28 protein-coding genes and 1 riboswitch are annotated in these 23,731 nt (G+C 66.0%); of the genes, 7 read left to right on the plus strand and 21 right to left on the minus strand.

Translation table 11 applies throughout. The features are described 5' to 3' along the window. Positions 1–4 precede the first annotated feature (4 nt). The 7 genes from PAA8504_RS04030 to PAA8504_RS04055 form a co-directional block, all read right to left on the minus strand. Positions 5–463 (minus strand): hypothetical protein, encoded by a 459-nt coding sequence (locus PAA8504_RS04030; RefSeq protein WP_108892886.1) that lies wholly within the window; start codon positions 461–463, stop codon positions 5–7. A gap of 59 nt (positions 464–522) precedes the next feature. Continuing rightward, on the minus strand, positions 523–1,227 hold the full coding sequence (locus tag PAA8504_RS04035) for a CbtA family protein (RefSeq protein WP_108892887.1): 705 nt from the start codon (positions 1,225–1,227) through the stop codon (positions 523–525). A 4-nt stretch (positions 1,228–1,231) separates the two neighbouring features. Further along, complete coding sequence (locus PAA8504_RS04040) at positions 1,232–1,405, minus strand: CbtB domain-containing protein (RefSeq protein WP_108892888.1); 174 nt, start codon at positions 1,403–1,405, stop codon at positions 1,232–1,234. Between the two features lie 35 nt (positions 1,406–1,440). After that, positions 1,441–1,637, minus strand: a riboswitch (cobalamin riboswitch). 30 nt (positions 1,638–1,667) lie between these two features. Continuing rightward, on the minus strand, positions 1,668–2,111 hold the full coding sequence (locus tag PAA8504_RS04045) for a periplasmic heavy metal sensor (RefSeq protein WP_181375683.1): 444 nt from the start codon (positions 2,109–2,111) through the stop codon (positions 1,668–1,670). Next, positions 2,108–2,458, minus strand: a complete 351-nt coding sequence (locus PAA8504_RS21970; protein WP_181375684.1) for a hypothetical protein — start codon at positions 2,456–2,458, stop codon at positions 2,108–2,110. Before PAA8504_RS21970 ends, PAA8504_RS04045 begins: the two co-directional genes overlap by 4 nt. Next, entirely contained in the window at positions 2,445–3,011 is a 567-nt protein-coding gene (locus PAA8504_RS04050; protein ID WP_108892890.1) for a sigma-70 family RNA polymerase sigma factor, read from the minus strand. Before PAA8504_RS04050 ends, PAA8504_RS21970 begins: the two co-directional genes overlap by 14 nt. A gap of 46 nt (positions 3,012–3,057) precedes the next feature. After that, on the minus strand, positions 3,058–3,546 hold the full coding sequence (locus PAA8504_RS04055; RefSeq protein ID WP_108892891.1) for an EF-hand domain-containing protein: 489 nt from the start codon (positions 3,544–3,546) through the stop codon (positions 3,058–3,060). Between the two features lie 149 nt (positions 3,547–3,695). Here PAA8504_RS04055 and chlG point away from each other — a divergent pair, with 149 nt between their 5' ends. The 5 genes from chlG (at position 3,696) to PAA8504_RS04080 (ending at position 8,291) form a co-directional block, all read left to right on the plus strand. Further along, a complete protein-coding gene (gene chlG / locus PAA8504_RS04060; RefSeq protein ID WP_108892892.1) occupies positions 3,696–4,598 on the plus strand; it encodes a chlorophyll synthase ChlG in 903 nt (300 codons plus the stop codon). Beyond that, on the plus strand, positions 4,595–5,878 hold the full coding sequence (locus PAA8504_RS04065; RefSeq protein WP_108892893.1) for a BCD family MFS transporter: 1,284 nt from the start codon (positions 4,595–4,597) through the stop codon (positions 5,876–5,878). Before chlG ends, PAA8504_RS04065 begins: the two co-directional genes overlap by 4 nt. Then, entirely contained in the window at positions 5,871–7,091 is a 1,221-nt protein-coding gene (locus PAA8504_RS04070; RefSeq protein ID WP_108892894.1) for a geranylgeranyl diphosphate reductase, read from the plus strand. Before PAA8504_RS04065 ends, PAA8504_RS04070 begins: the two co-directional genes overlap by 8 nt. After that, positions 7,088–7,618 carry an isopentenyl-diphosphate Delta-isomerase gene (locus tag PAA8504_RS04075; RefSeq protein ID WP_108892895.1) on the plus strand — a complete coding sequence of 177 codons (531 nt, stop codon included), beginning with the start codon at positions 7,088–7,090 and terminating at the stop codon, positions 7,616–7,618. Before PAA8504_RS04070 ends, PAA8504_RS04075 begins: the two co-directional genes overlap by 4 nt. Before the next feature lie 112 nt (positions 7,619–7,730). Further along, on the plus strand, positions 7,731–8,291 hold the full coding sequence (locus PAA8504_RS04080) for a L,D-transpeptidase (RefSeq protein WP_245897515.1): 561 nt from the start codon (positions 7,731–7,733) through the stop codon (positions 8,289–8,291). A 156-nt stretch (positions 8,292–8,447) separates the two neighbouring features. Here PAA8504_RS04080 and pufX read toward each other — a convergent pair whose 3' ends face one another. From pufX to PAA8504_RS04140, 12 genes are all read right to left on the minus strand, one after another. Next, positions 8,448–8,666, minus strand: a complete 219-nt coding sequence (gene pufX, locus PAA8504_RS04085) for an RC-LH1 core complex protein PufX (RefSeq protein WP_108892896.1) — start codon at positions 8,664–8,666, stop codon at positions 8,448–8,450. A 4-nt stretch (positions 8,667–8,670) separates the two neighbouring features. Next, positions 8,671–9,660 carry a photosynthetic reaction center subunit M gene (gene pufM, locus PAA8504_RS04090; RefSeq protein ID WP_108892897.1) on the minus strand — a complete coding sequence of 330 codons (990 nt, stop codon included), beginning with the start codon at positions 9,658–9,660 and terminating at the stop codon, positions 8,671–8,673. A gap of 13 nt (positions 9,661–9,673) precedes the next feature. Next, positions 9,674–10,504 carry a photosynthetic reaction center subunit L gene (gene pufL, locus PAA8504_RS04095; protein WP_108892898.1) on the minus strand — a complete coding sequence of 277 codons (831 nt, stop codon included), beginning with the start codon at positions 10,502–10,504 and terminating at the stop codon, positions 9,674–9,676. A 91-nt stretch (positions 10,505–10,595) separates the two neighbouring features. Then, positions 10,596–10,778 (minus strand): light-harvesting antenna LH1, alpha subunit, encoded by a 183-nt coding sequence (pufA, locus tag PAA8504_RS04100; RefSeq protein WP_108892899.1) that lies wholly within the window; start codon positions 10,776–10,778, stop codon positions 10,596–10,598. Positions 10,779–10,792: 14 nt separating this feature from the next. Further along, positions 10,793–10,942, minus strand: coding sequence for a light-harvesting antenna LH1, beta subunit (gene pufB / locus PAA8504_RS04105; protein WP_108892900.1), 150 nt, complete (start codon positions 10,940–10,942; stop codon positions 10,793–10,795). Between the two features lie 140 nt (positions 10,943–11,082). Continuing rightward, positions 11,083–11,310, minus strand: a complete 228-nt coding sequence (gene pufQ, locus PAA8504_RS04110) for a cytochrome PufQ (RefSeq protein ID WP_108892901.1) — start codon at positions 11,308–11,310, stop codon at positions 11,083–11,085. Continuing rightward, complete coding sequence (gene bchZ, locus PAA8504_RS04115; RefSeq protein ID WP_108892902.1) at positions 11,307–12,779, minus strand: chlorophyllide a reductase subunit Z; 1,473 nt, start codon at positions 12,777–12,779, stop codon at positions 11,307–11,309. Before bchZ ends, pufQ begins: the two co-directional genes overlap by 4 nt. After that, positions 12,773–14,359 carry a chlorophyllide a reductase subunit Y gene (bchY, locus tag PAA8504_RS04120; protein ID WP_108892903.1) on the minus strand — a complete coding sequence of 529 codons (1,587 nt, stop codon included), beginning with the start codon at positions 14,357–14,359 and terminating at the stop codon, positions 12,773–12,775. Before bchY ends, bchZ begins: the two co-directional genes overlap by 7 nt. A 65-nt stretch (positions 14,360–14,424) precedes the next feature. Continuing rightward, complete coding sequence (locus tag PAA8504_RS04125) at positions 14,425–15,438, minus strand: chlorophyllide a reductase iron protein subunit X (protein ID WP_108892904.1); 1,014 nt, start codon at positions 15,436–15,438, stop codon at positions 14,425–14,427. After that, positions 15,435–16,373 carry a chlorophyll synthesis pathway protein BchC gene (gene bchC / locus PAA8504_RS04130; RefSeq protein ID WP_108893491.1) on the minus strand — a complete coding sequence of 313 codons (939 nt, stop codon included), beginning with the start codon at positions 16,371–16,373 and terminating at the stop codon, positions 15,435–15,437. Before bchC ends, PAA8504_RS04125 begins: the two co-directional genes overlap by 4 nt. 99 nt (positions 16,374–16,472) lie before the next feature. Then, positions 16,473–17,537, minus strand: a complete 1,065-nt coding sequence (locus PAA8504_RS04135) for a methyltransferase (protein ID WP_108892905.1) — start codon at positions 17,535–17,537, stop codon at positions 16,473–16,475. Positions 17,538–17,556: 19 nt separating this feature from the next. Further along, the gene (locus tag PAA8504_RS04140) at positions 17,557–18,429 is read right to left on the minus strand and encodes a polyprenyl synthetase family protein (protein WP_108892906.1); all 873 of its coding nucleotides are present in this window, start codon (positions 18,427–18,429) and stop codon (positions 17,557–17,559) included. An 84-nt stretch (positions 18,430–18,513) separates the two neighbouring features. Here PAA8504_RS04140 and crtD point away from each other — a divergent pair, with 84 nt between their 5' ends. Together crtD and crtC are read left to right on the plus strand one after the other, a co-directional pair. Beyond that, a complete protein-coding gene (crtD, locus tag PAA8504_RS04145) occupies positions 18,514–19,971 on the plus strand; it encodes a 1-hydroxycarotenoid 3,4-desaturase CrtD (protein WP_108892907.1) in 1,458 nt (485 codons plus the stop codon). A 32-nt stretch (positions 19,972–20,003) separates the two neighbouring features. Next, complete coding sequence (gene crtC / locus PAA8504_RS04150; RefSeq protein WP_503121348.1) at positions 20,004–20,882, plus strand: carotenoid 1,2-hydratase; 879 nt, start codon at positions 20,004–20,006, stop codon at positions 20,880–20,882. A gap of 12 nt (positions 20,883–20,894) precedes the next feature. Here crtC and PAA8504_RS04155 read toward each other — a convergent pair whose 3' ends face one another. Then, positions 20,895–23,219 carry a mechanosensitive ion channel domain-containing protein gene (locus PAA8504_RS04155; protein ID WP_108892908.1) on the minus strand — a complete coding sequence of 775 codons (2,325 nt, stop codon included), beginning with the start codon at positions 23,217–23,219 and terminating at the stop codon, positions 20,895–20,897. Positions 23,220–23,250: 31 nt separating this feature from the next. Continuing rightward, positions 23,251–23,718 carry a tryptophan-rich sensory protein TspO gene (gene tspO, locus PAA8504_RS04160; protein WP_108892909.1) on the minus strand — a complete coding sequence of 156 codons (468 nt, stop codon included), beginning with the start codon at positions 23,716–23,718 and terminating at the stop codon, positions 23,251–23,253. Positions 23,719–23,731: the final 13 nt, after the last annotated feature.

The raw sequence follows: 23,731 nt of genomic DNA on the forward strand, positions 1-23,731 counted from the left end.
GGGGCTAGTCCAGCCTCAACGCGGCCGCCAGCGGCTTTCCCCCGCGGGTATAGGCCCGGTGATCGTTGGCATTCAGCGTCACGGACACTTCGCCGTCCGAGGGCACATGGATCCACGGCCCATAGAACCGGCCCAGCTTCACGCCGTCCATGTAGACATGCGCATGCCCCTCGCCCGGGACATGGGGCCCGCTGGCGGAACCGGGCGCGAAGGTGAAATTGGGCGCGTCGAGGTGAAGGTTGTATCCGCCCACGGGATCGGGCGTAGCCTCGACCGAAAGGCCAAGCCCGTCGGGCGCTTCCACCGTTTCGACGTGCATCGCGGCATGGTCCGTGCCGCCATGGTGGGTCGGATCGGAATGATCGTGGCCGGTCAGCGACAGGTCATTGCCGGCCGCCACGACGACCCCGATGCCGGTGCCGAAGAATAAACCGATCAGAAGCATGAGAACGGGACGCGTCATCGCACATCTTTTGGATAAGGTCGGGAAGGCGGCCGGACGACGGCGTCCGGCCGAAGGTCTCAGGCGGCTTGCGGAATGCCCGCTTCGCGCATCTCGCGCTGCCAAAGCGCTCCCGCAAGGGCGCCGAGGCTGATCCAGACGGCAAGGCCGACGCCCAGCGCGCGGGTCGCGAACTCGCCCGCAAGCTCGGGCGGGGTCGGGCCGGTATAGACCTCTGGCTGCGGGGCGCCGATCAGATGCGGCAGAGCGAAAAGCACGATGGCCGACGCCCATGCCATCCAGTTCCGGCCGAACGCCAGAAGACCGCAGGCCAGGCCCGTCGCAAGGACGGTGCCGCCCCACCAAATCTGGCGCTGTTGAAGGTCGGCGGCGGCAACGCCCGGAAGCTCGGGTGGCAGGCCGAGGGCCGGGGCGAACTGAACGGTGACGAACCCGGCGATCCCCCACAGGATGCCCGTGCGCGCATCGATGCGCCCCCAGCCCCGATCCGTTGCGACTGCCATGACCGCCACGAGGATCAGCGCATAGCCCACATAGACCACGCCCGAGAACAGGACGCTGAGGCCGTCGCGTAGCGGATCGAACCCAACGACGTCCTGCTGCGCTGACACACCGCCTTCGGCCGAGGAATGGATGAGCTGCCCGCTCTCGTAGAGCTCGGCATGCAGAAGGACCGGCTGCACGAATACAAGTTGGAGCACCGCCGCGAGGAGGCCCGCGGCGAATCCAGCGATCACCGCGCTGGTCAGGATCCGCGAAAGCATCGGATCAGTGGCAGGGGAAGCCGGTGGCGTGGCGCACGTCATGTGCCGCGGCATGCAGCGCATCCGCCTGGACATGCCCGGCAAGCACGATCAGCACCAGGCCGAACAGCGCGGACAACCCGGCGGAGGCGGCAATGCCGGTCGAGGAGGAGGAGGTCGTGAGGGTGGTGGTTGCCATGGTCTTCAATCTCCTTGCCGTCTCACCCGACGGCGTTTCGCGTGCCATGCCCGGCAGGTCTCCTGGCTTGCGGGTCGCAGCGCCACATCCGCCTTCCCCGAGGAGGACCCCCCCAAGTGGCTTTCTGGATGCGCGCTCACCGCTTACAGTCGCGGGGGCGGCTCCGGCATGTGACCGGATTCCCTCTTGTCGGCTTCGCTTTCACGAAAGCACCGGGCCAGTCCTCCGTATCTGACACGATGCCCTGTGGGAAGAGGCGATCCTATCGCCGCCGCATTCGGTCGGACAAGGATTGCGCGAAAGTCGACCGCTCGGCCGGGGTCATGTCGGTCAGGACCTCGATCAGGGCAGATTCGGCCCGCGCAAGTTCTAACGAGCCCCTGCGGCGTTGCTCGGCGAACATCTGCGCCAGCGCCTCGGGGTCGAAAGGGTCGGCCCGGACGGCGGACAACAGTGCCTCGAACCGGGCGCGGCGCGCTCCGCGATCCCGGGGGCCGACCTGCAGCCGCTGGATCATCGCCTGGCGGTCCTCGTCGGGCAGGGCCCACACCAGCGGCCCCATCGGCCCTGCGACCCGGCCACGCCGGTCCCACGGCCGGTCGTGGTCGAAAGCGGCACCCACGACGATGCCCAGCACCAGAAGGTTCAGCACCAGCGAACACACCAAAACGATGCGCCACAACCTCGGCACGGCTCCAAAGCTCATTCCACGGCCCCTGCAAATTCGAATTCGTATCCCCCGCCGATGCCGTCCGGCGCATAGCTCGCGCCGCCGATGAGGCCACCGGGATCGGCAAGGCCAACGCCCAGACCGACCAGGCATGCGGCCGCCAGACCGGTCCACGCCATACGGTCCTTCCACCGGCGCTGCTGCGACGCGCGGCGCGCATCGCGCGTCATGCGCGCAACCAGAAGGTCCGACGGCCCGGGCGGAGTACGACGCGCGTGTTCCAACGCTGCATCGACCAGGCTGCGCGCGACCAGATCGTCTGCCCCATCACCCTGTTTGAGATCCGCAAGGCCGCGCAGAATGTCATCGTCATTCATCGACATAACCCAGCTCCTCTTTCCGGCCGGCCAGCATCGCCCCCAACGCACGGCGTCCGCGTGCGGTCAGACTTTCCACCGCATCGACGCTAAGGCCCATGGTCTCGGCAATTTCGGGGTTCGGCAATTCCTCGATATGGCGAAGGATCACGGCAAGCCGCTGCCGGTCGGGCAACCGGGCCAGCGCTTCTTCCAGTGCGATCCGCCTCTGGCCGTCCTGTATCCGCGCGCCCGCGCTTTCCAAGGGATCGACAGGTTCATTCGCGGCGTCCAGAACCTCTGTCGGACACCGCGTTCGCAGCCTGTCGAGACACAGGTTTGCCGTAACCCGGTAGAGCCAGGTCGAGACCCTGGCCCGCCCCGGCTCCCACGCCGGGGCAATTTTCCACAGCCGCAAAAGCGCCTCCTGCGCGACATCCTCGGCCTCAGTGGCATCGCCCAGCATACGCTGCGCCACGGCAAGTACCCGGGGGGCATGGCGATGGGCCAGGGGGGCGGCCGCCGCCATGTCGCCACCCGCATAGGCTGCCAGAAGCGTATCGTCGTCCTGTTCGATCATCGTGCATCCAGATCAGGGGCCGGACGACGCCCGGCCCCGAGAAGGATCAGCCGCGGTGCCACCGCGGTCCACCCCTGCCGTGATGACCGTCCATGCCGTGGCGGGGCATGTCCGCGATTTCGTCTTCTGACAGGAAACCATCCGAATCGGTATCCGCCCGTTCGAACATGCGCGCAATCCGGTCGCCACGATCACCCCGGGGCCCGGGCAGGTTGTCGACGGCGATCTCACCGTTCGCATCCTCGTCGAACCGGTCGAACATGCGGCCAGCCCGCGCCTCGGCGCGGTCGGTGGCCCGGGCGACGGCCGCGGCGACCACTTCGTCCCGTGTGACAATGCCGTCGCCATTGGCATCGGCCATCGCCATCGGGTTGCGGCCCATGGCCTCTGCCTCGGCGCGCGAGATGCGGCCGTCGCCATCGGTATCGAGCTGCGTGATCGGGCTGGCGGGGCGGGGCGTATCGGCCTGCTGTGCGAAACTTGCGCCGGCCATCGCGGTGCCGGCCAAAAGGGCGAATATCGTTGTGCGGATCATCGTGGTGCTCCTTGCGTTTCCATGGCCGCGTCTTCCGGCGCGACACCCCTGATACGCGCCCCGGCCGGCGCTCCGTCGCGACAATCGATCACGGACGCGCGAGGTGCAAAATGCTTGCGAGATCGGAAAGTTTGGTGTTCGGTTGACGCATGAGTGTCAACTTGTCCTTACACCCCGATCGCCGTTTGCCGGAGCCCGCAGCCTTGTTGCGGCTGATCAAGCCGGTCACGTGGTTCCCGCCGATGTGGGCCTATCTGTGCGGCATCGTCTCGGCCGGGGTATGGCCAGAAAACTGGGCGCTGGTCGTTCTGGGCGTGCTTCTGGCCGGCCCCATCGTCTGCGGGATGAGCCAGGCCGCCAACGACTGGTGCGACCGCCACGTCGATGCCATCAACGAGCCTGACCGCCCCATCCCCTCGGGCCGGGTGCCCGGCCGCTGGGGCCTGTGGGTCGCGCTGGCCATGTCGGCGTTGTCGCTGGCGGTGGGCTGGCAGTTGGGGCCGTGGGGCTTCGGCGCAACCGTCGCCGCGGTCATTGCCGCCTGGGCCTACTCGGCCGAGCCGATCCGCCTGAAGCGTGACGGCTGGTGGGGTACGCTGCTGGTCGGGTTCTCCTACGAGGGGTTGCCTTGGTTCACCGGCGCGGCCGTGATGCTGGCGGCCGCCCCCTCGTTCCCAATCGTCCTGATGGCGACGCTGTATGCCCTCGGGGCGCAGGGCATCATGATCCTAAACGATTTCAAAGCGGTTGAGGGCGACCGGGCCATGGGCATCCGCACCATGCCGGTGCTGAAAGGCCCCGACATCGCGGCGCGCATGGCCTGTGCGATCATGGCACTGCCGCAGACGTTGGTTATCGCGATGCTGTGCGTGTTCGGCAAGCCGCTGTTCGCGCTGGCGGTGACGGCGCTGCTGCTGGTGCAGTTCGCGCTGATGCGGCGGTTCCTGAAATCTCCCACCGAGAAGGCGCTGTGGTATTCCGCCGTCGGCGTGCCCTTCTATGTCCTGGGCATGATGGTGACGGCCTTCGCGATCCGCGGGGTGATGCCATGAGCCTCAGCTGGGTTTCCATCGTTCGGCTTGGCCTGGTGCAGATGTGCCTCGGGGCCATCGTGGTGCTGACAACCTCGACCCTGAACCGGCTGATGGTGGTCGAGCTTGCGTTGCCCGCCATCCTGCCCGGCGCGCTGGTGGCGCTGCATTATGGCATCCAGATCACCCGCCCGTCCTGGGGGTTCCTCAGCGATACCGGGGGCAACCGCACCCGCTTCATCATCGGCGGCATGGTCGTGCTGGCCCTCGGGGCGCTTCTGGCGGCGCTGGGGATACTCGCACTGGAGTTCGGACTGATCGCTGGCCTCGCCGTGTCGATCCCCGCCTATGCCCTGATCGGTCTGGGCGTGGGGGCGTCCGGCACCTCGCTTCTGGCGCTTCTGGCCACGGCGACAGCCCCGCGCCGCCGCGCTGCCGCGGCGACGATCACGTGGCTTATGATGATCTTCGGGATCGCCGTGACCGCAGGCGTCGTGGGCGGGCTTCTGGATCCCTATACCCACACGCGACTTCTGCGCATCGTTGCCGGCGTCTGCATCACCGCCGTCCTGCTGACCGCCATCAGCGTCTGGGGGATCGAGGTGCGGGTCACGGCCCGCCCCGAGCCCGAGCCGATGCCGTTCCGCGAAGGGCTGGCCGAGATCTGGACCGAACCGAAGGCCCGCGCCTTCACCCTGTTCGTGTTCCTGTCGATGACCGCCTACTTCATGCAGGAGCTGATCCTGGAGCCTTATGCCGGGTTAGTGTTCCAATTCACGCCCGGCCAGTCCACGCAGCTGTCGGGCGCGCAGAACGGGGGCGTGTTCGTGGGGATGCTGATCGTCGGCATCGCCGCCACCGGGTTCGGGCGCGGCGCGCTGCGCGACTGGGTGATCGCGGGATGCGTGGGCTCGGCCCTGTCGCTTCTGGCGATTGCGGCACTTGGCCAGACCGGGATGCCGCTTCTGGTGCCGGCCACCGTCGCGCTGGGCCTGTTCAACGGAATGTTCGCGGTCGCCGCCATCGGGTCGATGATGGCGCTGGCCGGTGAAGGCCGCGAGGCGCGCGAAGGCACGCGGATGGGCCTTTGGGGCGCGGCGCAGGCCATCGCGGCCGGGTTCGGCGGGCTTGTCGGCGCGGGTGCCGTGGACCTGTTGCGCCTGAGGATGGAAGCCGGGCCGGCCTTCGGGCTGGTCTTCGTCGGCGAGGCGGTGCTGTTCGTCGCCGCGGCGCTGATGGCTGCACGGATCATGGAAGGGCGCGCTCGGGCGCCGCTTATGGGGGGACAAGCGCATGTATGACGTCGTCGTCATCGGGGGTGGGCCATCCGGCGCCATCGCGGCCGAGGATCTGGCCAAGGCCGGTCACAAGGTCGCCCTTCTGGACAAGGCCGGCCGGATCAAGCCCTGCGGCGGGGCGATCCCGCCCCGGCTGATCGCGGATTTCGATATCCCGGACGACCAGATCGTCGCGAAGATCTCGACCGCGCGGATGATCTCGCCCACCGGGCGGGCCGTGGACATCCCCATCGAGAACGGCTTCGTCGGCATGGTCGACCGCGGTCCGTTCGACGAATACCTCCGCAAACGGGCCGCGGCGGCCGGAGCGGTCCGAGTGACGGGACAATTCCTGCGGATCGAACGGGGCGACACGACCGCGGTCGCCTATCGTGGTCGCGACGGGTCCGAGGCGTATCTGCCGACCCGACTGGTGATCGGGGCAGATGGCGCGCGCAGCCGTGTCGCCAAGTCCGAAGTGCCCGGTGGTAGCGAGATTCCATATGTCATTGCGTATCATGAGATCATCGCCGCGCCCGGTAGTGAGGATGGGGGGCCAGCCCCCCAGACCCCCGGGGGTATTTTGGCAAGGATGAAGGGATACGATCCTGGCCGATGTGACGTGATCTATGACGGCAGTGTAAGTCCCGATTTCTACGGCTGGGTGTTCCCTCATGGGTCGCAGGCCAGCGTAGGCATGGGAACGGGAATCGATGGCATCGACCTCAAGGCGGCGACGGCGGCCTTGCGCGCCGCGGCGGGCCTGACGGAGTGCGAGACGATCCGGCGCGAAGGGGCGCCGATCCCGCTGAAACCATTGGATCGGTGGGATAACGGGCGCGACGTCATCCTGGCCGGTGATGCGGCTGGCGTAGTTGCGCCGTCTTCGGGCGAGGGCATCTATTACGCCATGGTCGGCGGCCGGGTTGCGGCCACGGCGGCGCAGGCCGCACTGGTCAGTGGCCGGTCGAAGGACCTGGCCTTGGCCCGCAAGCTGTTCATGCGCGAGCACAAGACCGTCTTTCGCGTCCTGCGCACGATGCAGGACGCCTATTACCGCAGCGACGAGCGGCGGGAGCGGTTCGTTTCCCTGTGTCACGACGTGGACGTGCAGCGCCTGACCTTCGAGGCCTACATGAACAAGAAGCTGGTCCGGGCCCGCCCCATGGCGCATCTGAAGATCGGGGTGAAAAACATGGCCCATCTTCTGAGGCTGGTTCCGGAGACATATGCGTGACGATCCACGTTCCCGCGTGGGTCGACGGGCGACTGACGCCGGTCGAGAAGATCGAAGCCCATCGCCGCGGGCTGCGGCACAAGGCGATCTCGGTCTTTCTCGTCTCTGGGGATGCGGTTCTCTTGCAAAAACGCGCGGCGGACAAGTATCACACGCCAGGCCTTTGGGCGAACGCATGTTGCACGCACCCCACCTGGGGCGAAACGGCGATGGCCTGCGCCCACCGACGACTGCACGAAGAGCTTGGGGTTTCGGGGCTGACCCTGACACCTCGGGGCACCGTGGAATATCGCACGTCAGTGGGCAACGACCTGATCGAGCATGAGGTCGTTGCCCTGTTCGTGGGAGAGATTCCTCGGGCGCACCCCATTCGCCCCGAGCCGTCCGAGGTGGCCGAAACACGCTGGATGACGCTTCACGATCTTGTCAGGGATGCGCGGGAAAATTCCGATATCTACACACCGTGGCTTCGGATTTACTTGGAAAAGCATCATGATGCGATCTTCGGGGCAATTTTGGGCGGATGAATGACGCCATCCCGTGCCGGGCCGGCGAACCCGATGGCCCGCCGGGGCGTTGCCGCACCGAGAATTGGGTGCCATAGACCCGATGCCCGCGCAGGATCTGGACGAAATTTATATGCTGACACGCCGACATTTCATAGCCACCGGCTTTGCTGCCCTTACGCCTTCTGCCGTTCTGGGCCACGCAGGTCTTCCGCATTCCTCCTACGACACGATGACCGCTCGGGATGTCGAGGTGCGCCCAGATGCCGAGGTCGATACGATACATATCTTCCCCGAGTATTTCTCGATCTATCACGTCCGCGCACCCGGCCGTGCGCGTGAGTATCACGTCGCGGTCGGGGACCAGGGGCGCAATCTCAGCGGGACCACGATCATCAAGCGCAAGGAAGAATGGCCGTCGTGGACGCCGACGCAGAACATGATCCGGCGCGAACCCGAGGTTTATGGCCAGTTTGCCGGCGGGATGCCGGGTGGTCCGGAAAATCCCCTGGGCGCGCGTGCGCTGTACCTGTATCGCGGGGGGCGGGACACGATGTACCGCATCCACGGCACGCCCCAACCCTGGACGATCGGACAAGCCGTCAGTTCGGGGTGCATCCGGCTGACCAATGACGACGTCATCGAACTGTATCCCCACGTGACGTTGGGCACGAAAGTCATCTCTTACCGCTGAAATCCATAGCCCGGGCAAGACGAACCCCGCCCGAAGCACTTCGGACGGGGTAGTTTCCTGTAGCCAACAGGAAGGGAAGAGGGGCGCGATGCCCCGTATCGCACGCGGGATGGCGCGCGATCCAGAAGGCGCGGCACCCGGTGCGCCGCGCCGATCTCAGCCGATCATCGTCAGAAGCGTTTGCCCCTGGTGGAGGGCCGCGTAAGGATCCTCGGGCAGGAGGTAGCTGATGCCCCTGAGGATCAGGATGAACGCGATGACCGCGATGAACACGAGCGCGGCATACCCTGCGCCCAGGGCCATCTGCCCCAGTCCCCACTTGTAGAGAGAGGGACGTTGGCCTTCGAGGTACCAGTACTTGTCGTCGTTGCTCATGTTCTTACTCCGTGAAGACTGGCGGGCTGTAGATCATCCATTCCTCGGGTGTGCGCGCGGGGACATAGTTGTTCTGCGCGCCGTATCCGTGGTCCTGTGCCCACAGGAACCAGTTGTCGACGACCGTGCCGGTCAGCAGGATTCCGATCCCGCCGGTCAGCGTGGTCAGGACCGCGAACCACCACGCCCAGCGGTGGATGCCTTCCATCGTGGCGTTGAAGCCCATGGTCCAGCGCCAGAACAGGCCGGCGCGTTCGGATGCCGTGCCGCGGTCGTGGATCTGGTCCAGCTCGCGATCCGCGCCGTAGCGCGAGGTCGCCAGGATCGTGCCGCCATGCATCGCGAACAGAAGGACCGAGCCATAGAGGAACACGATCGAAAGCGCGTGGAACGGGTTGTAGAACAGGTTCCCGTAAGTCAGCGAGAACAGGTTCGTCCAGTCGAGGTGCGGGAAGATTCCATAGGGTACCGCTTCGGCCCAGGATCCCATCAGCAACGGCCGGATCAGGCCCAGGACCAGGAAAAGCCACACCGCGCTGGCGAAAGCCCAGAAGACGTGCTTGCCCATGCGCAACTGGTGCGCCAGCACCCAGGACCGAGCCAGCCAGCTCAGGACCGACACCAGCAGCAGGGCCGACGCGATGATCCAAAGGCCGCCGTCCCACAAAGGGGCGATGCCCAGACCGTATTCGGGTGCCGGTGGTTCGAGCGACAGGAAGAACAGGTCCCGCACGAAAAGTGCGGGGTTGAAGTCCACCTGTACCCAGAAGCTGATCCCCACGAGGAAGAACCACAAGCCCCCGGTGATGAAACTGAGCACCCCGAACGGACCCAGATAGATCGGCCCAAGCTGGGCGTTCCCGAGCCAGCCCAGAAGCGGACTGAACCCCCCGGGATTGCTGCGGTCGCGCAGATCGACCGCTTCAGTGATGCCAAGCTCGGGCGACCCCTGGACCTGCACCTGACTGAAGATGTTCTGATATTGTAGTGTCATTGCCAGATCCTCCTTACAGATCCGCCCACCAGGGCAGGTCGAGGTACCAATCCCACCAGACGACCCATTGGTCGAACCAGATGGTGCCCGAGATCACGATGCAGACCGCGCTCCAGAACCCGGCATTGATCGCAAGCAGATAGCCCAGGCGGTGAATGCCCATCGGCCCGATGGAATAGCCGATGAAGTCGCGGAAGAACGTGTCCTCGTGATCGGGCGTCTTCATCTTCTCGCCCTTTTCGGGGTTGGCGGCAGACAGGATCAGCGATCCGTGCAGCGCCAGCGCCAGCGTGGTCGTGAAGAACAGCGTCACGGCCAGCATGTGGGCGGGGTTGTAGTGGAAGTTACCGTAGAGATAGCCGGTGTAGCTGACCCAATCGAGGTGGCTCCAGATGCCATAGGGGAACGCGTGCCCCCAGGCGCCCATTAGGACGGGGCGGATCACCTGCAGCGTGGTGTAGGCCAGGATCGCGGCGAAGAAGGCGATGGGCACGTGAAAGCCGATGCCCAGCTTTCGGCAGATCTCGATCTCCCGGAAGCCCCAACTGATAAAGGCCCCGTGCGCGCAGATGGTGATGATCTGCCACAAGCCCCCGATCTGAAGCGGCGCGGCGCCCAGGCCATAGCTGATGGGCGGCGGATTGACCGAGATCAGCCAAGGGTTCCAGACACCCTGGATCGCGGCGGTGTAGAAGATCAGGATGGTGCCCAGACCGGCGAAAAACACGGTCGTGACACCGAAGAAACCCACAAAGAACGGCCCGACCCAGAAATCGAACAGGTCGCCGCCGATAAGCGTGCCGCCCGGCACGCGGTATTTTCGTTCGAAGCTGAGCAATGCCATCTTCCGCTCCCGTCATTGGCGGCACCTGCGCCGTCTATTCGTCGATGGCGTCGGGCAGGCTGACCCGCCCGACGCAAGTGTCAGGGTCGGATCACTCGACCGATTCTTCGCCCGGCACGCCGTATTTGGCGGCCGAGGTCTCGAACCAGTTGTACCGGTCGGTGCTGAGCAGGACGAGGTGGATCATCGCCGCCAGCAGGAACAGGAACACGCCCTGCGCCACGAAAACGCGACGCGGGTCGAAGACCAGCCAGATTTTATAGAACTTTGCCATGTTTCAGATCTCCCTCAGAACCACGGGCGCCAGATGAACACCGCGATATGAGCGAGGACCGCGACAATGGAGAAAAGCCAAAGTCCGCTCATATAGACGGAGTGCAGTTCCTGCGCCTGTTCGTCTGTAAGACCCGTGAAGGACAGGTCGGTTCTATCAGCCATTTGAACACTCCTTGAGGATCAAGCTGACGCCGCGGGGCCCCCGCGGCCGGGTTCCGGCGGATGCCGGACTTCGAAGCCGAAACCCGGCCCGAATTCTTGTGTGCCCTGCCTCGCGCGTGGCGTGACGGGGCGAAAAACCGTCAGGCCGAAAAGATCATCGGCGTGATGATGCGCGCCTGGCTCCAGGCCCGCGCGAGGGGTCCGCGCTCGGGCAGGTGGCCCGATCGGATCAACGTCAGACCCCAAGTCAGGCAGGCCAGCGGCACGGTCGCTGCGAAGATGATCGCGAAATAGATGGCGAACTCGGTCTTCAGGCCGTCCCGGTCTTTTTCGAGCGGGGCCATCCCAGCATTGGTCATGTCGGTCATCTTTCGTCCTCCTTTTTGGACTTCCGGCCAGGCGCAAGGGCCTGCACGTTCTCTTTCGCCACCTTGTCCCCACCGTCGCGCAGCACCTGCCGTTCGGCGGCGTCGCGAAGATTTCGGGCGGCGGAAATTCTGGTCAGGATCGGATGCTCGGCCACGATGCGGTCAAGCTCGGCCTGGGCTTCAGGCTCCCACGGCAGGTCGCGGCGCAGTTCGGCGGGCGTCGCCTCGGCCGCGTCCATCTCTGACCCCAGGGGCAGGATGTGGAACAGCGCGTCGAACAGGCCGTTGCAGATTTCCTGCAACAGGTAGGTGGCGCCCGCGTAGCCCATGAAGGGCGTGCCGGTGGCCCTCCGGATCGCCGCGCCGGGAAAGCTTGCGGGGATGAACGCGGGCTGCGGGCCATGGCCGGATTTCATCTCGGCCAGGTACATCTTCTCGTTGATCGACCCCATGAGGATCAGCGGCCGTTTTTCGTGGATCAGGCGGCGCACCTCGTCATTGTCGGTCTTCTTGCCCGCACTGCGGGCCACCGCGAAGGCGCAGGGAAAGCCCAGCTCGTCCTCCAGGTAATGACGGATGCCGCGCGCATATGTTTCCGTACCCACGATGCCGAATTCGGCCGTGGCGAAGAAATCCTGCGTCACGGACCGCCACAAATCCCACACGGGCTTCAGCGTCGAATGCTTCTCGCGCTCGATGAAGGGCTCGGGGTCCAGCCCCAGCATATCGCCCAGCGTGCGAAGGAATTTCGTGGTGCTTTCCACGCCCACGGGGGCCTGCAGATACGGCTTGCTCAGCACCTCGCACAGGCCGCGCCCGAACTCGCGATAGAGGCAGATATTGACGTCCGCGTTCACGAGGCCTCGCATCTCGGCCAGATGGGCGCCCAGCGGCATGACCATGTTGACCTCGGCGCCGATCCCCTCGACCAGACGGCGGATCTCGTGAAGATCGCTGGCCGAGTTGAAGACGCCATACATCGGCCCGAGGATATTGACGCGCGGCTTCGCATCCGCCTCGCGCTTCTTCTCGGGCGGCATGCGGCCCTTGGTCTGACCCCATTCGGTGAACAACCACGTCATCGCCCGATCTGCGGCCTGCCACTGATCCTCGTCGATGGTCCGCGGCAGGAACCGCTGGATGTTCGTCCCCTGCGGCGTCACGCCCCCGCCGATCATCTCGGCGATCGAGCCTGTGACCACCACGGCGGGCAGCGCAGGATCCAGCGTGTCCCACGCCCGCTTCATCGACTCTTCGGTGCCCGCCCCCATCTCTTCCTCGCCCAGGCCGGTGACGACGATGGGCAATTCATGCGGCGGCAACCCGTCGGTATAGTGCAGGACCGAGGTGACGGGCAGGTTCTCGCAGCCCACCGGCCCGTCGATGACCACCTGCAATCCCTTGATCGCGGTGAAGGCATAGACGGCGCCCCAATAGCCCCCCGCCCGGTCGTGATCGGTGATCAGCATGACACACCGCCATTCGCCGCGATCCGGGCCTTCTGCTGCTTTTCCAGCTTCTTCTGGTTCTGCGCGCGGAACTGGTCGTGCAGGTTCGGCGCCCCTTCCCAGACCCCGGCGGTATCGCCACCGCCGACCCCTTCGAAGAACGCCCGCATCTTCGCCATGCGATTGCCGTTGCCGATGGCGGCATTGACTACCTGCGCCAGGCTTCCTGCCCCCGCCGGCCCCATGAGGGGACGCGCCGAGATCAGGTTGGTGAAGTACAGGGCAGGGATCCCCAGCTCTTTCGCCTTCTGAACGACAGGCGTGGTCCCGATAGCCAGATCGGGCTTCACGCCTTCCATCGCGCTTAGGTCATCCTCGAGGCTTGCGCGGAACACGACCTTACAGCCCTTCGCCTCCAGCCATTCGCGATCCGCCGCACCCGCTGCGGTCTTCGGACATGCGGTCCCGACGTAAGGCACGTCCGCGCCGCTCTCGATCAGCAGCCGTGCGACCAGCAATTCGCTGCCCTCGTAGCCCGACAAGGTGATCGTCCCGTCGATCCGTGCGCCTTTTAGCGCCTCGGTAATCGCGGGCAGGAACGCGTTCTTCGCCGCCCCGATCTGCGCCTCGGCCACGCCGTAAGCGTTGCCGATGGCACTTAGCCAGGCATTCGTCCCCTCAAGCCCGACAGGGGCCGAGCCGATGATCGTCCGCCCTGCCCGCTCGAACTCGCGCAGGGACGCCGTATAGAACGGGTGGATGGCCGCCACCGCTTCGCAGTCCAGCGCGGCATACAATTCGCGCCATTCCCGGCACGGCACCACCGGCCCCGCGGCCAGCCCCATCGGCGCCAGCATCGCGCCGATCATCATCGGATCGGCCGGGAACATCTCGCCCATGAGCGCTACCGTCGGGCGGTCCGTCACGACCGATTTGGGCCTGCGCACCGGCCCGGCCTCGATCTCTTCCCTGGCTCGGGCAAGCATGGCACCGGCCAGAACGTCCTTCGCCTCGGCATGGGTGGGAATACCGAACCCCGGCACGTCGATCCCGATGATCCGCACGCCATCGATCTGCTTGGGCAGCAGGCGCAACGGCACGCCGCTGGCCGTCGGCACGCACAGGTTCGTCACGACGATCGCGTCGTAGCGGTCCGGATCGGCCATGTCGTGGACGCTCTCGCGGATGTCCTCGAACAGCTTGCCGGTCACCAGCGATTCCGAGTCGAAGGGTACGTATCCCACAGACCGCCGCGCGCCGTAGAAATGGCTGACGAAGGTCAGGCCATAGACGCAGCACGCGCTGCCCGACAGGATCGTGCCGACCCGGCGCATTCGAAGGCCGGTGCGCAACGACCCGAAAGCCGGGCACATGGATTGCGGTTTGTCGTGCGGCCCTTGCGGATAATCGGCGGCATAGCGGTCCAGCAGCTCGCTCTGCCCGGCCGCCCGTGCTGCGCCCTCCATTTCGGCCGCGCCGGCATGACACCCCATCCCGTCGCCCGCGCCGGGATCGACGGCCAGATCGGCGCCGCCCCGGACGTCTTCGCCCTGGATCACTTGCGCCTTGCCGGCCTCGTCATATTCGACTTCCTGCGCCATAACGGCCCTTCATTCTTGCAAAAATACCCCGGGGGTCCGGGGGCAGCGCCCCGGCCGGGTCTTCATCACGCCTCGTCGTAAACCACCTCGAGCGAGGCCCGCGGTGCCGATTTGGATCCGCGCATGTCGGCATCCGTGGCAGGCTCCAGCACCACGTCGCCTCCCGTGTCCTTGCTGTCGAACAGGGCCAGCAGCCCGTCCTGATCCAGGGGCGCGGGGCGGCAGGGGGGCGCCACGCCGACGGCCTCCGCCAGTCCCGCGAACATGTCGCCCCACGGCGAAGCCGCGGTTCCGACAATCTGGTAATTCGCCGATTTCTTGCGCAGGTCGTCATCCGCCGGAATCGCCGCCAAAACGGGAATTTCAACGGCCTTCGCGAAGGCCTGGGCCTCGCCTGAGCCGTCGTCCTTGTTGATGACCAGTCCGGCGACGCCGACATTGCCGCCCAGCCTTCGGAAATACTCAACCGCCGAGCAGACGTTGTTCGCGACATAAAGCGACTGGAGGTCGTTCGATCCGACCAGGATCACCTTTTGCGCCATGTCCCGCGCGATTGGCAGGCCGAAGCCGCCGCAGACCACGTCGCCCAGGAAATCCAGCAGCACGTAGTCGAAATCCCAGTCGTGGAAGCCCAGTTTGTCCAGCAGCTCGAACCCGTGGATAATTCCGCGTCCGCCGCAGCCCCGGCCGACTTCGGGCCCGCCAAGCTCCATCGCGAAGACGCCGCCGCGCTTGAAGCAGACGTCGCCGATGGCGACCTCTTCCCCGGCCAGCTTCTTCTTTGTCGAGGTCTCGATGATCGTCGGGCAGGCCTTGCCGCCGAACAGCAGGCTGGTCGTGTCGGATTTCGGATCGCATCCGATCAGCAACACGCGCTTGCCCTGTTCGGCCATCATGTGGCTGAGGTTGGCCAGCGTGAACGACTTGCCGATCCCGCCCTTGCCATAGATCGCGATGATCTGACATTTCGACGTCGGTTCGCCCTGCGGCACTTCCAGCGTCGGCTCGGCGGCTTCGGCCTTCAGGTTGGCGTCGTAGTCGCGCAGGTTCGGGACGGTGTTCGGATCGTCGAGGCTCATGCCACGTCCTTCCAGTCGAGAATAAGTTTCAGGCACGACGGGTCGGTGAACGCCGTACGATACGCGGCCTCGGCATCGGTGGCCGGGCGGCGATGGGTGATGAGTCCGTCGAGGGACAGTGCCCCCGATTCGATCAGCTGGCGGGTCACGGCCAGGTCCGTGGCGTTCCATTCGGCCGCGATGCGGATCCGCGCTTCCTTCATGAAGGCCGGCGGGAAGGCGAAGCTGATCGGGTCGCTATAGAAGCCCGCCAGCACGATCTCTCCGCCCTTGGCAATCCGACCGATCAGGTCGGGCAGAAGGCCGGCGTTGCCCGTCGCGTCGAAGATCGTCGAATAGTCACGGCGCGGATCGGCATCGGGGTGGATCGTCTCGTATCCGTCGGCGCCGGAAAGTCGCTCGGGTGCAATCTCCCACACGGTCGGTTGGCCGCCAGCCAGAACGGTCAGACGTGCCAGAAGGCGACCCAGCGTGCCATGTCCGACGATCAGGTCGGGCAATTCCGTGCGCAGGCCGGCGATCGCGTGCCGGGCGGTGGCGGCCAGCGCCAGAAGCGCCCCGCGATCCCCGAGACCCGCATCGACCCGGGCAAGACGCGCGCCCTTGGCCACGATCCGGTTCGACGCGCCGCCGAACAGCCCCCGGACGCCGTCATAGCAGTCGGCACCGGGCACGAAGACCGTATCGCCGACCTTCACGCCCGCACCGGGACGCGCCTCGACTACTTCGCCGACGCTCTCGTAACCGGGGATCAGGGGATAGCCCATGCCGGGGAACGGGGGCATCTGACCGGCCCAGAACAGCTTCTCCGTTCCGGTCGACACGCCAGAGGCCCTTACATCGATGATCACGTCCCCGTCTTGGGGCGCGGTCAGCAGGACAGAATCGAGATGAAGCCGCTCGGCTCCTTCAAGAATGATTGCCTTGGCATCCAGCATGGTGCGCTCCCTCCCACCGCGGACCGAAACGTCCGAGGTACATGTGTCAGTTTAACTTTACACATTAGTCTGTCAATCAAAACGTACAGCCAAGTGTCAGGCGCGGGCCTCGATGACGGAGGTTACGAAGCCCCGGCGGGGCCGCGGGGCACGGATATGACCAAATCCTGCCTGGGACAGAAACGCCGCGATTTCACGCGCGGATCTGGCCTTTCCTGTCCCCATGGCGGCGCAATAGACGGCAAAGTAGACGTCGCCCGCCGTATGGGGCCGGTCGCCGCCTGTCATGGGCTCGGCAATCAGGATGCGCCCCCCATCGGGCAGCGCAGCGCGGGCAGCAGCCAGCAGATCGCGCACGGTCGCGTCGTCGTGGTCGTAAAGCACCCGCACCAGAGAGATTGCGTCCGCCTCGCCGGGCAGATCGTCGGTGCGGAAACTGCCACCCGCGGGCGTGATTCGCGGGGACAGGTCCGGCGGTACCGTCACGACCACCTCGGGCAGATCAAAGAGGATGCCTGTCAGATCAGGGTATCGGGCAACGGCGTGGGACAGGAACGTGCCGCTGCCCCCGCCGATGTCCAAAAGGCGGCGCACGCCGCCAAGGTCGACCTGGTCCAGCGCGTCCTGCGCGACCAGCGCCTGGCTGTCGGCCATCAGGCGCGAATACCGCGCAGCCTCGGCCGATCCCGCCCCGCCTCCGAAGACATAGGGCCAGAACCGGGCAAGCTCCGGGTCGGTTTGCCCCCGCAGGAAGGCCACAGGATCGGCCAGGTCGCCATAGAGGACATCATGATGCAGGATCATTCCCCTGACACCCGGCACAGCGGTCAAGGCCGCGCCGCGCGTCGTGGTCTGGAACCGCCCGGCGGACAGGCGTAGCAGGCCCATGGCGACCCCGGCGCGCATTAGAAGCTGGGTGCGCTCAGGCGTCAGGCCGATTTGGGGGGCTAGGTCTTCGGCCTCGACAGGATCGGCAGCGGTTTCGAGCACATTTAGCTCGATCAGCGCACGCAGCATCTGGCTTTGGACGAAGCCCGAGATCAGGTCGAAGATCGCCTCTCCTTCGCGCCGCACGAAGGGACGGGTCAGCGGGAAGCGCGCGGCCCAGGTCTGGAATTTCGGATCGGCCGCGAAGCGGGCCAGTCGTGTGCGAAGACCCATTCCGGGGCGCCGGCCGCGATCACTCGCCCGGAAAGCGCAGAAGGGCCTCGCGCGGGGCCAGCTTATGGGCATAGCGCGTGACCAGCTCGGCCAGCTTCGCTTCGCCCGGGCACGAGGGGATCGAGGCGATTGTCCCCGACAGGATGTCGTCCAGCCGCTTCACCGCGCCCCGGACGCCAAGCTCGGCCACGGCCGAGGGCCGGCCCAGCCGGTCGTCCTGCCCGCACGGCTTGCCCAGATGCGCTTCGTCCAGAAGCGCGTCGCGCAGGTCGTCGGCAACCTGGAACGCTTCGCCGATCCGCGCGCCAAGCTCTTCCCATGGCTCGGGATCCTGCCCCGCGGCCGCGGCGCCCATCTGCGTCGCCGCGATGAACAGCGCGCCGGTCTTGGCCCGGTGATAGGCGCGCAGGTCGATCTTGCCTTCACTCTCCCAGCCCTGCCCGGCGCAGATGCCATCCGGCATGCCCGTGCGCTGCGCCAGAATCCGGATCAGGGCGATGCCGCGCATCGGGTCTTCGGGCGCGGCATGTGCCAGCGTATCGAACCCCATGACGATCAGGCTGTCTCCGGCCAGCACGGCCAACGGCTCGGAATACGCGCGGTGCAGCGTTGCCTTGCCCCGCCGCAAATCCGCATCGTCAAAGCACGGCAGGTCGTCGTGAACGAGGCTGGCACAGTGGATCAGCTCGATCGCGGCGGCCGCGGCGTCAGTGACGCAGGGCCTGTCGTCCCCGCAGGCCAGCGCAACGCTGGTCAGGATGGTCGGGCGGATGCGTGCTCCGCCAGGCTTGCAGGCATAGCTCAGCGCTTCGGCCAACCGCGGCGGACCGTCGCCCCCCTGCCCGCGTCGCAGGGCTGCATCCAGGGCGGTCTCGATCCGGTTGGCAAGCATGACGATCCTGACTGTCTAATTCAGCTGACGCAAAAGTGTAAACCAATCTGGACACACGAGGATGCCGCTGTCAACGTCGGCGGCATGGCACGGACACGGATCATCGTCGTGGGCGCCGGGATCGGCGGTCTGTCATCTGCAATGCGGGTGGCCCATGCCGGCTGTCACGTCAAGATGTTCGAGGCATCGGCCGCGCCGGGTGGCAAGATGCGCACAATTCCCAGCAAAAGCGGCCCCGTCGATGCCGGCCCAACGGTGCTGACGATGCGGGGCGTGTTCGATGACCTGTTCGAGGGCTGCGGGCACACCCTGTCCCAACACATCACGCTGGACCCCGAGCCTGTTCTGGCCCGGCATTTCTGGCCGGACGGGAGCCGGTTGGACCTGTTTTCAGACCCCGAGGCATCGGCCGAGGCGGTGGACCGGTTCGCCGGACCCCAAAGCGCGGACGACTTTCGCAGATTCCATGCCGAGACGCGCCGCTTGTTCCGCGCGTTCGAGGCCCCCGTGATGCGGCAGGCCCGCCCCTCCCCCGCCGCGTTGACGACCCGGACGCTGGCCGATCCGGCATTGATCCGGGCGATGGCCCCCCTCTCCACATTGGCGCAGCGGTTGGGCGCGCGCTTTCGCGATCCGCGTCTGGCGCAGCTTTTCGGGCGCTATGCGACCTATGTCGGGGGATCGCCCTACCGGGTGCCTGCGCTTCTTGCGCTGGTCTGGCAGGCCGAAGCGCAAGGCGTCTGGCGCGTCCGGGGCGGCATGCACCGCCTCGCCGCCGGGATGGCGGATGCCGCCGCGCAATTGGGGGTCGAGATTGCCTACGATGCACCGGTCGCACGGATCGAAAGCGGCCCGGCGGTCGTGCTGGCCGACGGGACGCGCCACACTGCGGATGCCGTGATTTTCAACGGCGATCCCCGTGCGCTGCGGACTGGCCATCTGGGTCCGGACCCGCAGACCGCCGTTCCCCGAAGTGCCGTTCACCCCCGATCGCTTTCGGCCGAGGTCTGGGCGTTCGCCGGCACGCCCGAAGGGGCCGACCTGCACCACCACAACATCTTCTTCGGGGCCGACCCCACGACCGAGTTCAAGCCCATCACCCATGGCGCGGCCGCGCGGGATCCCAGCATATACATCTGCGCGCAAGACCGCGGCACCGGGCGCGCCCCACCTGAAACCGAGCGGTTCGAGACCATCGTGAACGCCGCCCCCATTTCCGAAGACGAGGAGCCCACACCATGCTTCAACAGGACATTCGAAACGCTGGCCAGCCGGGGTCTGACCTTCCGGACGCGGCCCGATCCGAGCGCGCGGACGACCCCGCAGGACTTCGCGGCGCTGTTTCCGGGCAGCCTCGGCTCGCTTTACGGGCGATCCCCCGAGGGGATGCTGGCGACGTTCCAGAGGCCGGGAGCCCGCAGCAAGATGCCGGGGCTGTACCTGGCGGGGGGCGGGGTCCATCCGGGGGCGGGGGTGCCGATGGCGGCGCTTTCCGGCAAGCACGCGGCCGAGGCGATCTTGAAGGACCGAACTTCGACATAGAGGTCCCGCCCGACGGCTATGCCTGGTGGTATGTGGACGGGATCAGCGACGATGGCGAGAACGCGCTGTCCGTCATCGGGTTCATCGGCTCGGTCTTCTCGCCGTGGTATCGCTGGTCGGGCCGGAAGGCGCCCGAGAACAACGTCTGCATGAACGTCGCCACCTACGGCAAGGGCGCGCGCTTCGCGATGACCGACCGGGGGCGCGGGACGCTGAAGCAGACGAAGGACACCCTGACCATCGGCCCCTCGTCGATGCACTGGGACGGCAATCGGCTGTTGATCGAGGTGAACGAGGTCAGCTCTCCGCCGTTCGTCTCACGCATTCAGGGCACGATCATCGTCACCCCGGGCGGGATCACGGATCGCGAATTCCTGCTGACCGATGACGGCGCCCATGTCTGGCGACCCCTGTCGCCCGCCAGCCGGATCGAGGTCGATTTGGGCCCCCGCGGGAAATGGAGCGGGACCGGCTATTTCGACAGCAATTTCGGCACCCGCGCGATGGAGGCCGACTGCGCCTACTGGACATGGGGGCGCTTCCCTATCGAAGGCGGCACACGCTGTTTCTACGAGGCCGTGCGCCGCGACGGGACCGAGCAGATCGGCAGCTTCATGTTCCACACCGACGGCCGGGTGGAAGAGGTCGCCCCGCCACCCCGGCAGGGCATGCGGCGATCCCTTTGGGGCGTGCGGCGGGCCACGCGGGGCGATCCGGGCAGCCGGCCGCGGCAGGTGAAGGGGATGCTGGATGCGCCCTTCTATTGCAGGTCGGTCGTGCGCACCGTGCTGGACGGCCAGACCTCGACTGGGGTGCACGAGGCGCTGGACCTGAACCGGTTCCGGGGGCCGTGGCTGATGCCGCTTCTGGCTGTCCGCGTCCCCCGCAATTTCGGCTGGCCAAAGGCCTGACCGAGGCCCAACCTATGGCTCGTCCGGCGGCACGTCCTGCGAGGGCGTCGCCGCCCTGTCGTCTGCCCCGCGCCGGGCGGGGTCGGGATCGGGGTCGGGGGATTGCAGACCTTCGGCCCCGCTTTGCACACGGCCTTCGATCTGCGTGCGGCTCGAGACGTTGAAGGTCTGCGTGGAGCCATCCTTCGCCTCGCCCAGATAGACTGTCTGGTGGGGGAACGGGATTTCGATCCCCCGCTCATCGAAGATGCGCTTGCAGATCTCGATGAACTGACGGCCGATGCCCCATTGGGTGCCCGGTGCGCATTTCACGCGGCTGCGCAGGATCACCGCGGAATCGGCCAGCTCCTGCACGCCGAACCACTCGAACTCGCCCACGATGTTAAGGTCGTTGCCCTCCAGCGTCTTCAGCTCGTCGAAGGCGTCCAGCATGGCGGTCTTCGCCTCTTCGATGTTCTCGCGATAGGCGATGCCCATATCGCAGAGGTAGTAGCCGAAATCCCGCATGTAGTTCGACACCATATCCACGGACGAGAACGGGATGATGTGATAGACCCCCGACAGGTCGCGCAGACTGACAGACCGGATCGTCAGACGCTCGACCGTGCCGGTTGTGCCGCCCGCGGTGATGACGTCACCGACGTTGATCGCGTTCTCGAACTGGATGAACACGCCTGTGATGATGTCCTGCACCATCTTCTGCGCGCCGAAACCGATGGCCAGACCAAGCACACCGGCCGAGGCGAGAAGCGGGCCGATGTTCAGGCCGATCTCGGACATCACGAACATCAGCGTGATGATGATCAGCGCGATGGTCGCCGCGTTCCGGCCCAGCGTCAGCAGGGTCTTCTCGCGCGCGGTGGCGATCTGCCCGTATTCAGGGTTCAGACGATAGTCGACATACGACGTCAGCGCGAGCCACAGCGCAAAGGCTACCACAAGGATCGCGAAGACGGAAAAGAACATGCCCGTCAGTTGCAGGCCGACCCGGCTGACCAGCCAACCGCGCAAGTCCACCACGTTGATCGCATCCAGCGCGAAGAGGACGACGAACACCACGATGATCAGACGCAGCACGAACAGCGCCCGGGGAATGAAGCGGTTCAGCCGCGTTTCCAGCAGGGGCAGGCGGTCGCGCACGTTGTCGGGCACGATGATCCCGCGGGTCATGATGCCGCCGAAGAAGGTCGACACGGCGATGCCCAGCAGGACGACCAGAACGACCTGCCCCGAGGTCATCAGCGTCTCGAACACGACGCTGGCGGGGCTGACCAGGACGATCACGAACATCGCGAACAGGTACGCCAGAACCGGCCAGTGCCAGTGCCGCGCGATCCACCCGATGGACCCGCGATGCGACGCGATCCCGCCTTCGCCGGTCATCCAGTTGGCCAGCCTGCGCCGGTTGCGCAGGACCAGCACGACCGAGATCCCCAGCACGATCAGCGCGATCAGGGCCGTCACGGCCGACCCCGCGACGTAAGACACCTGCGCGTTGACGATGGGCAGAACCAGTAATTGGCCGTAGCCGACAACGCCGACGATGAAGTTCACCCAACCGTTGATCTGACGCGCCGTCGTGTCCGCCATGGGAAGGGGGCGCAAATCCGTCGAGGACGGGGACAGGATCATGCGCACACCGACCTTCACCGTCTCGACCAACAGGAACGCGTTCAGATAAAGCGTCTGCCGGATGCCGATCTGACCGAAAATCCCCAGCACGGTCGTGGCGATCAGATAGCCAGCGGCCCAGGCGAAGACGACGATCAGGAAGTCGATGAACGCCGAGAACAGCCACAGCCCCACCCTGCGGGCATAATTCGCGTTGGACGACGCCGCACCAAGCCGTCGATAGGTCCGCATCGCCAACTGTCGCAGCACGAGGAAGACCGCAAAGGTTCCGACGATCAGCAGGATCAGTTCATCCACGGTATCGAGGATGATACTCATCGACACGCCGCTGAGACCTTCCAGCACATCCGGCGCCTCGGCCAATCGCGACCACAGGAATGACGCGCGATCGGCGATGCTCTCGGCCGTGTCCTGAGTGATCACCGCAATGCGCCGGCCGAAGGTCAGAACCTCGGAAGGGACGGACCCGTCGCCCGCAAGCGCCTCCACTGCCTGCTCCGGAGGAGTGTCCCCGTCCACGGCCTGCAGCCGGTCCAGAAGGTCTTGCCGCGCGGCGTCGTCGGAAAGGACATCGATCAGAAGGTCGACGTCGCTGCGCTCAGGGGGATCGGTGATCGAAGCGGCGTCCTGTGCAAGCGACGATACCGTCGAAAGCCCCAGGCAAAGTACGATCAGGGCCGTGCGAATAAGCGCGGTGCGAAACATTGAATGCTCTTGCGTGCGAAGATGGTGGGGATCAGGTGGCGATGGGGCGGTTGCGGTTCAGCCGCCAGACAGAAAAGTTCAGCGCGGCGGCGATGCTGACCCACACGAGATACGGCACGAACAAGGCGCCCGCGATCCAGTCGAGCTGCCAGAACTGCCACAGCGTTCCCGCCACGGCGAGCCACAGAACCGCGATGACCATCAGCCCCCCCTTCATGTTGCGTCGCCCGAAGAAGACGGGCGTCCACAGCGTGTTGAAGGCGACCTGAACCGCAAAGAACGCCATCGCGTAACCGCTGTCGTCCAAAGGGGCCGCACGGGCAGCCGCCACGGCGATACAGATGTACAAAGTGGTCCAGACGACGGGAAACGCCCAGTTCGGCGGCGTGAAGCCGGGTTTTTCCAGCTCATCGTACCAGCTTCCCGGTTCAAATATGGCACCGGTGGTCGCGGCACCGGCGCACGCCACGAGAAAGATGAGAAACAGCATCCAATCCATGGCGCGCAGATAA

This window comes from Palleronia abyssalis (assembly GCF_900302445.1).
GTDB classification, from domain to species: domain Bacteria; phylum Pseudomonadota; class Alphaproteobacteria; order Rhodobacterales; family Rhodobacteraceae; genus Palleronia; species Palleronia abyssalis.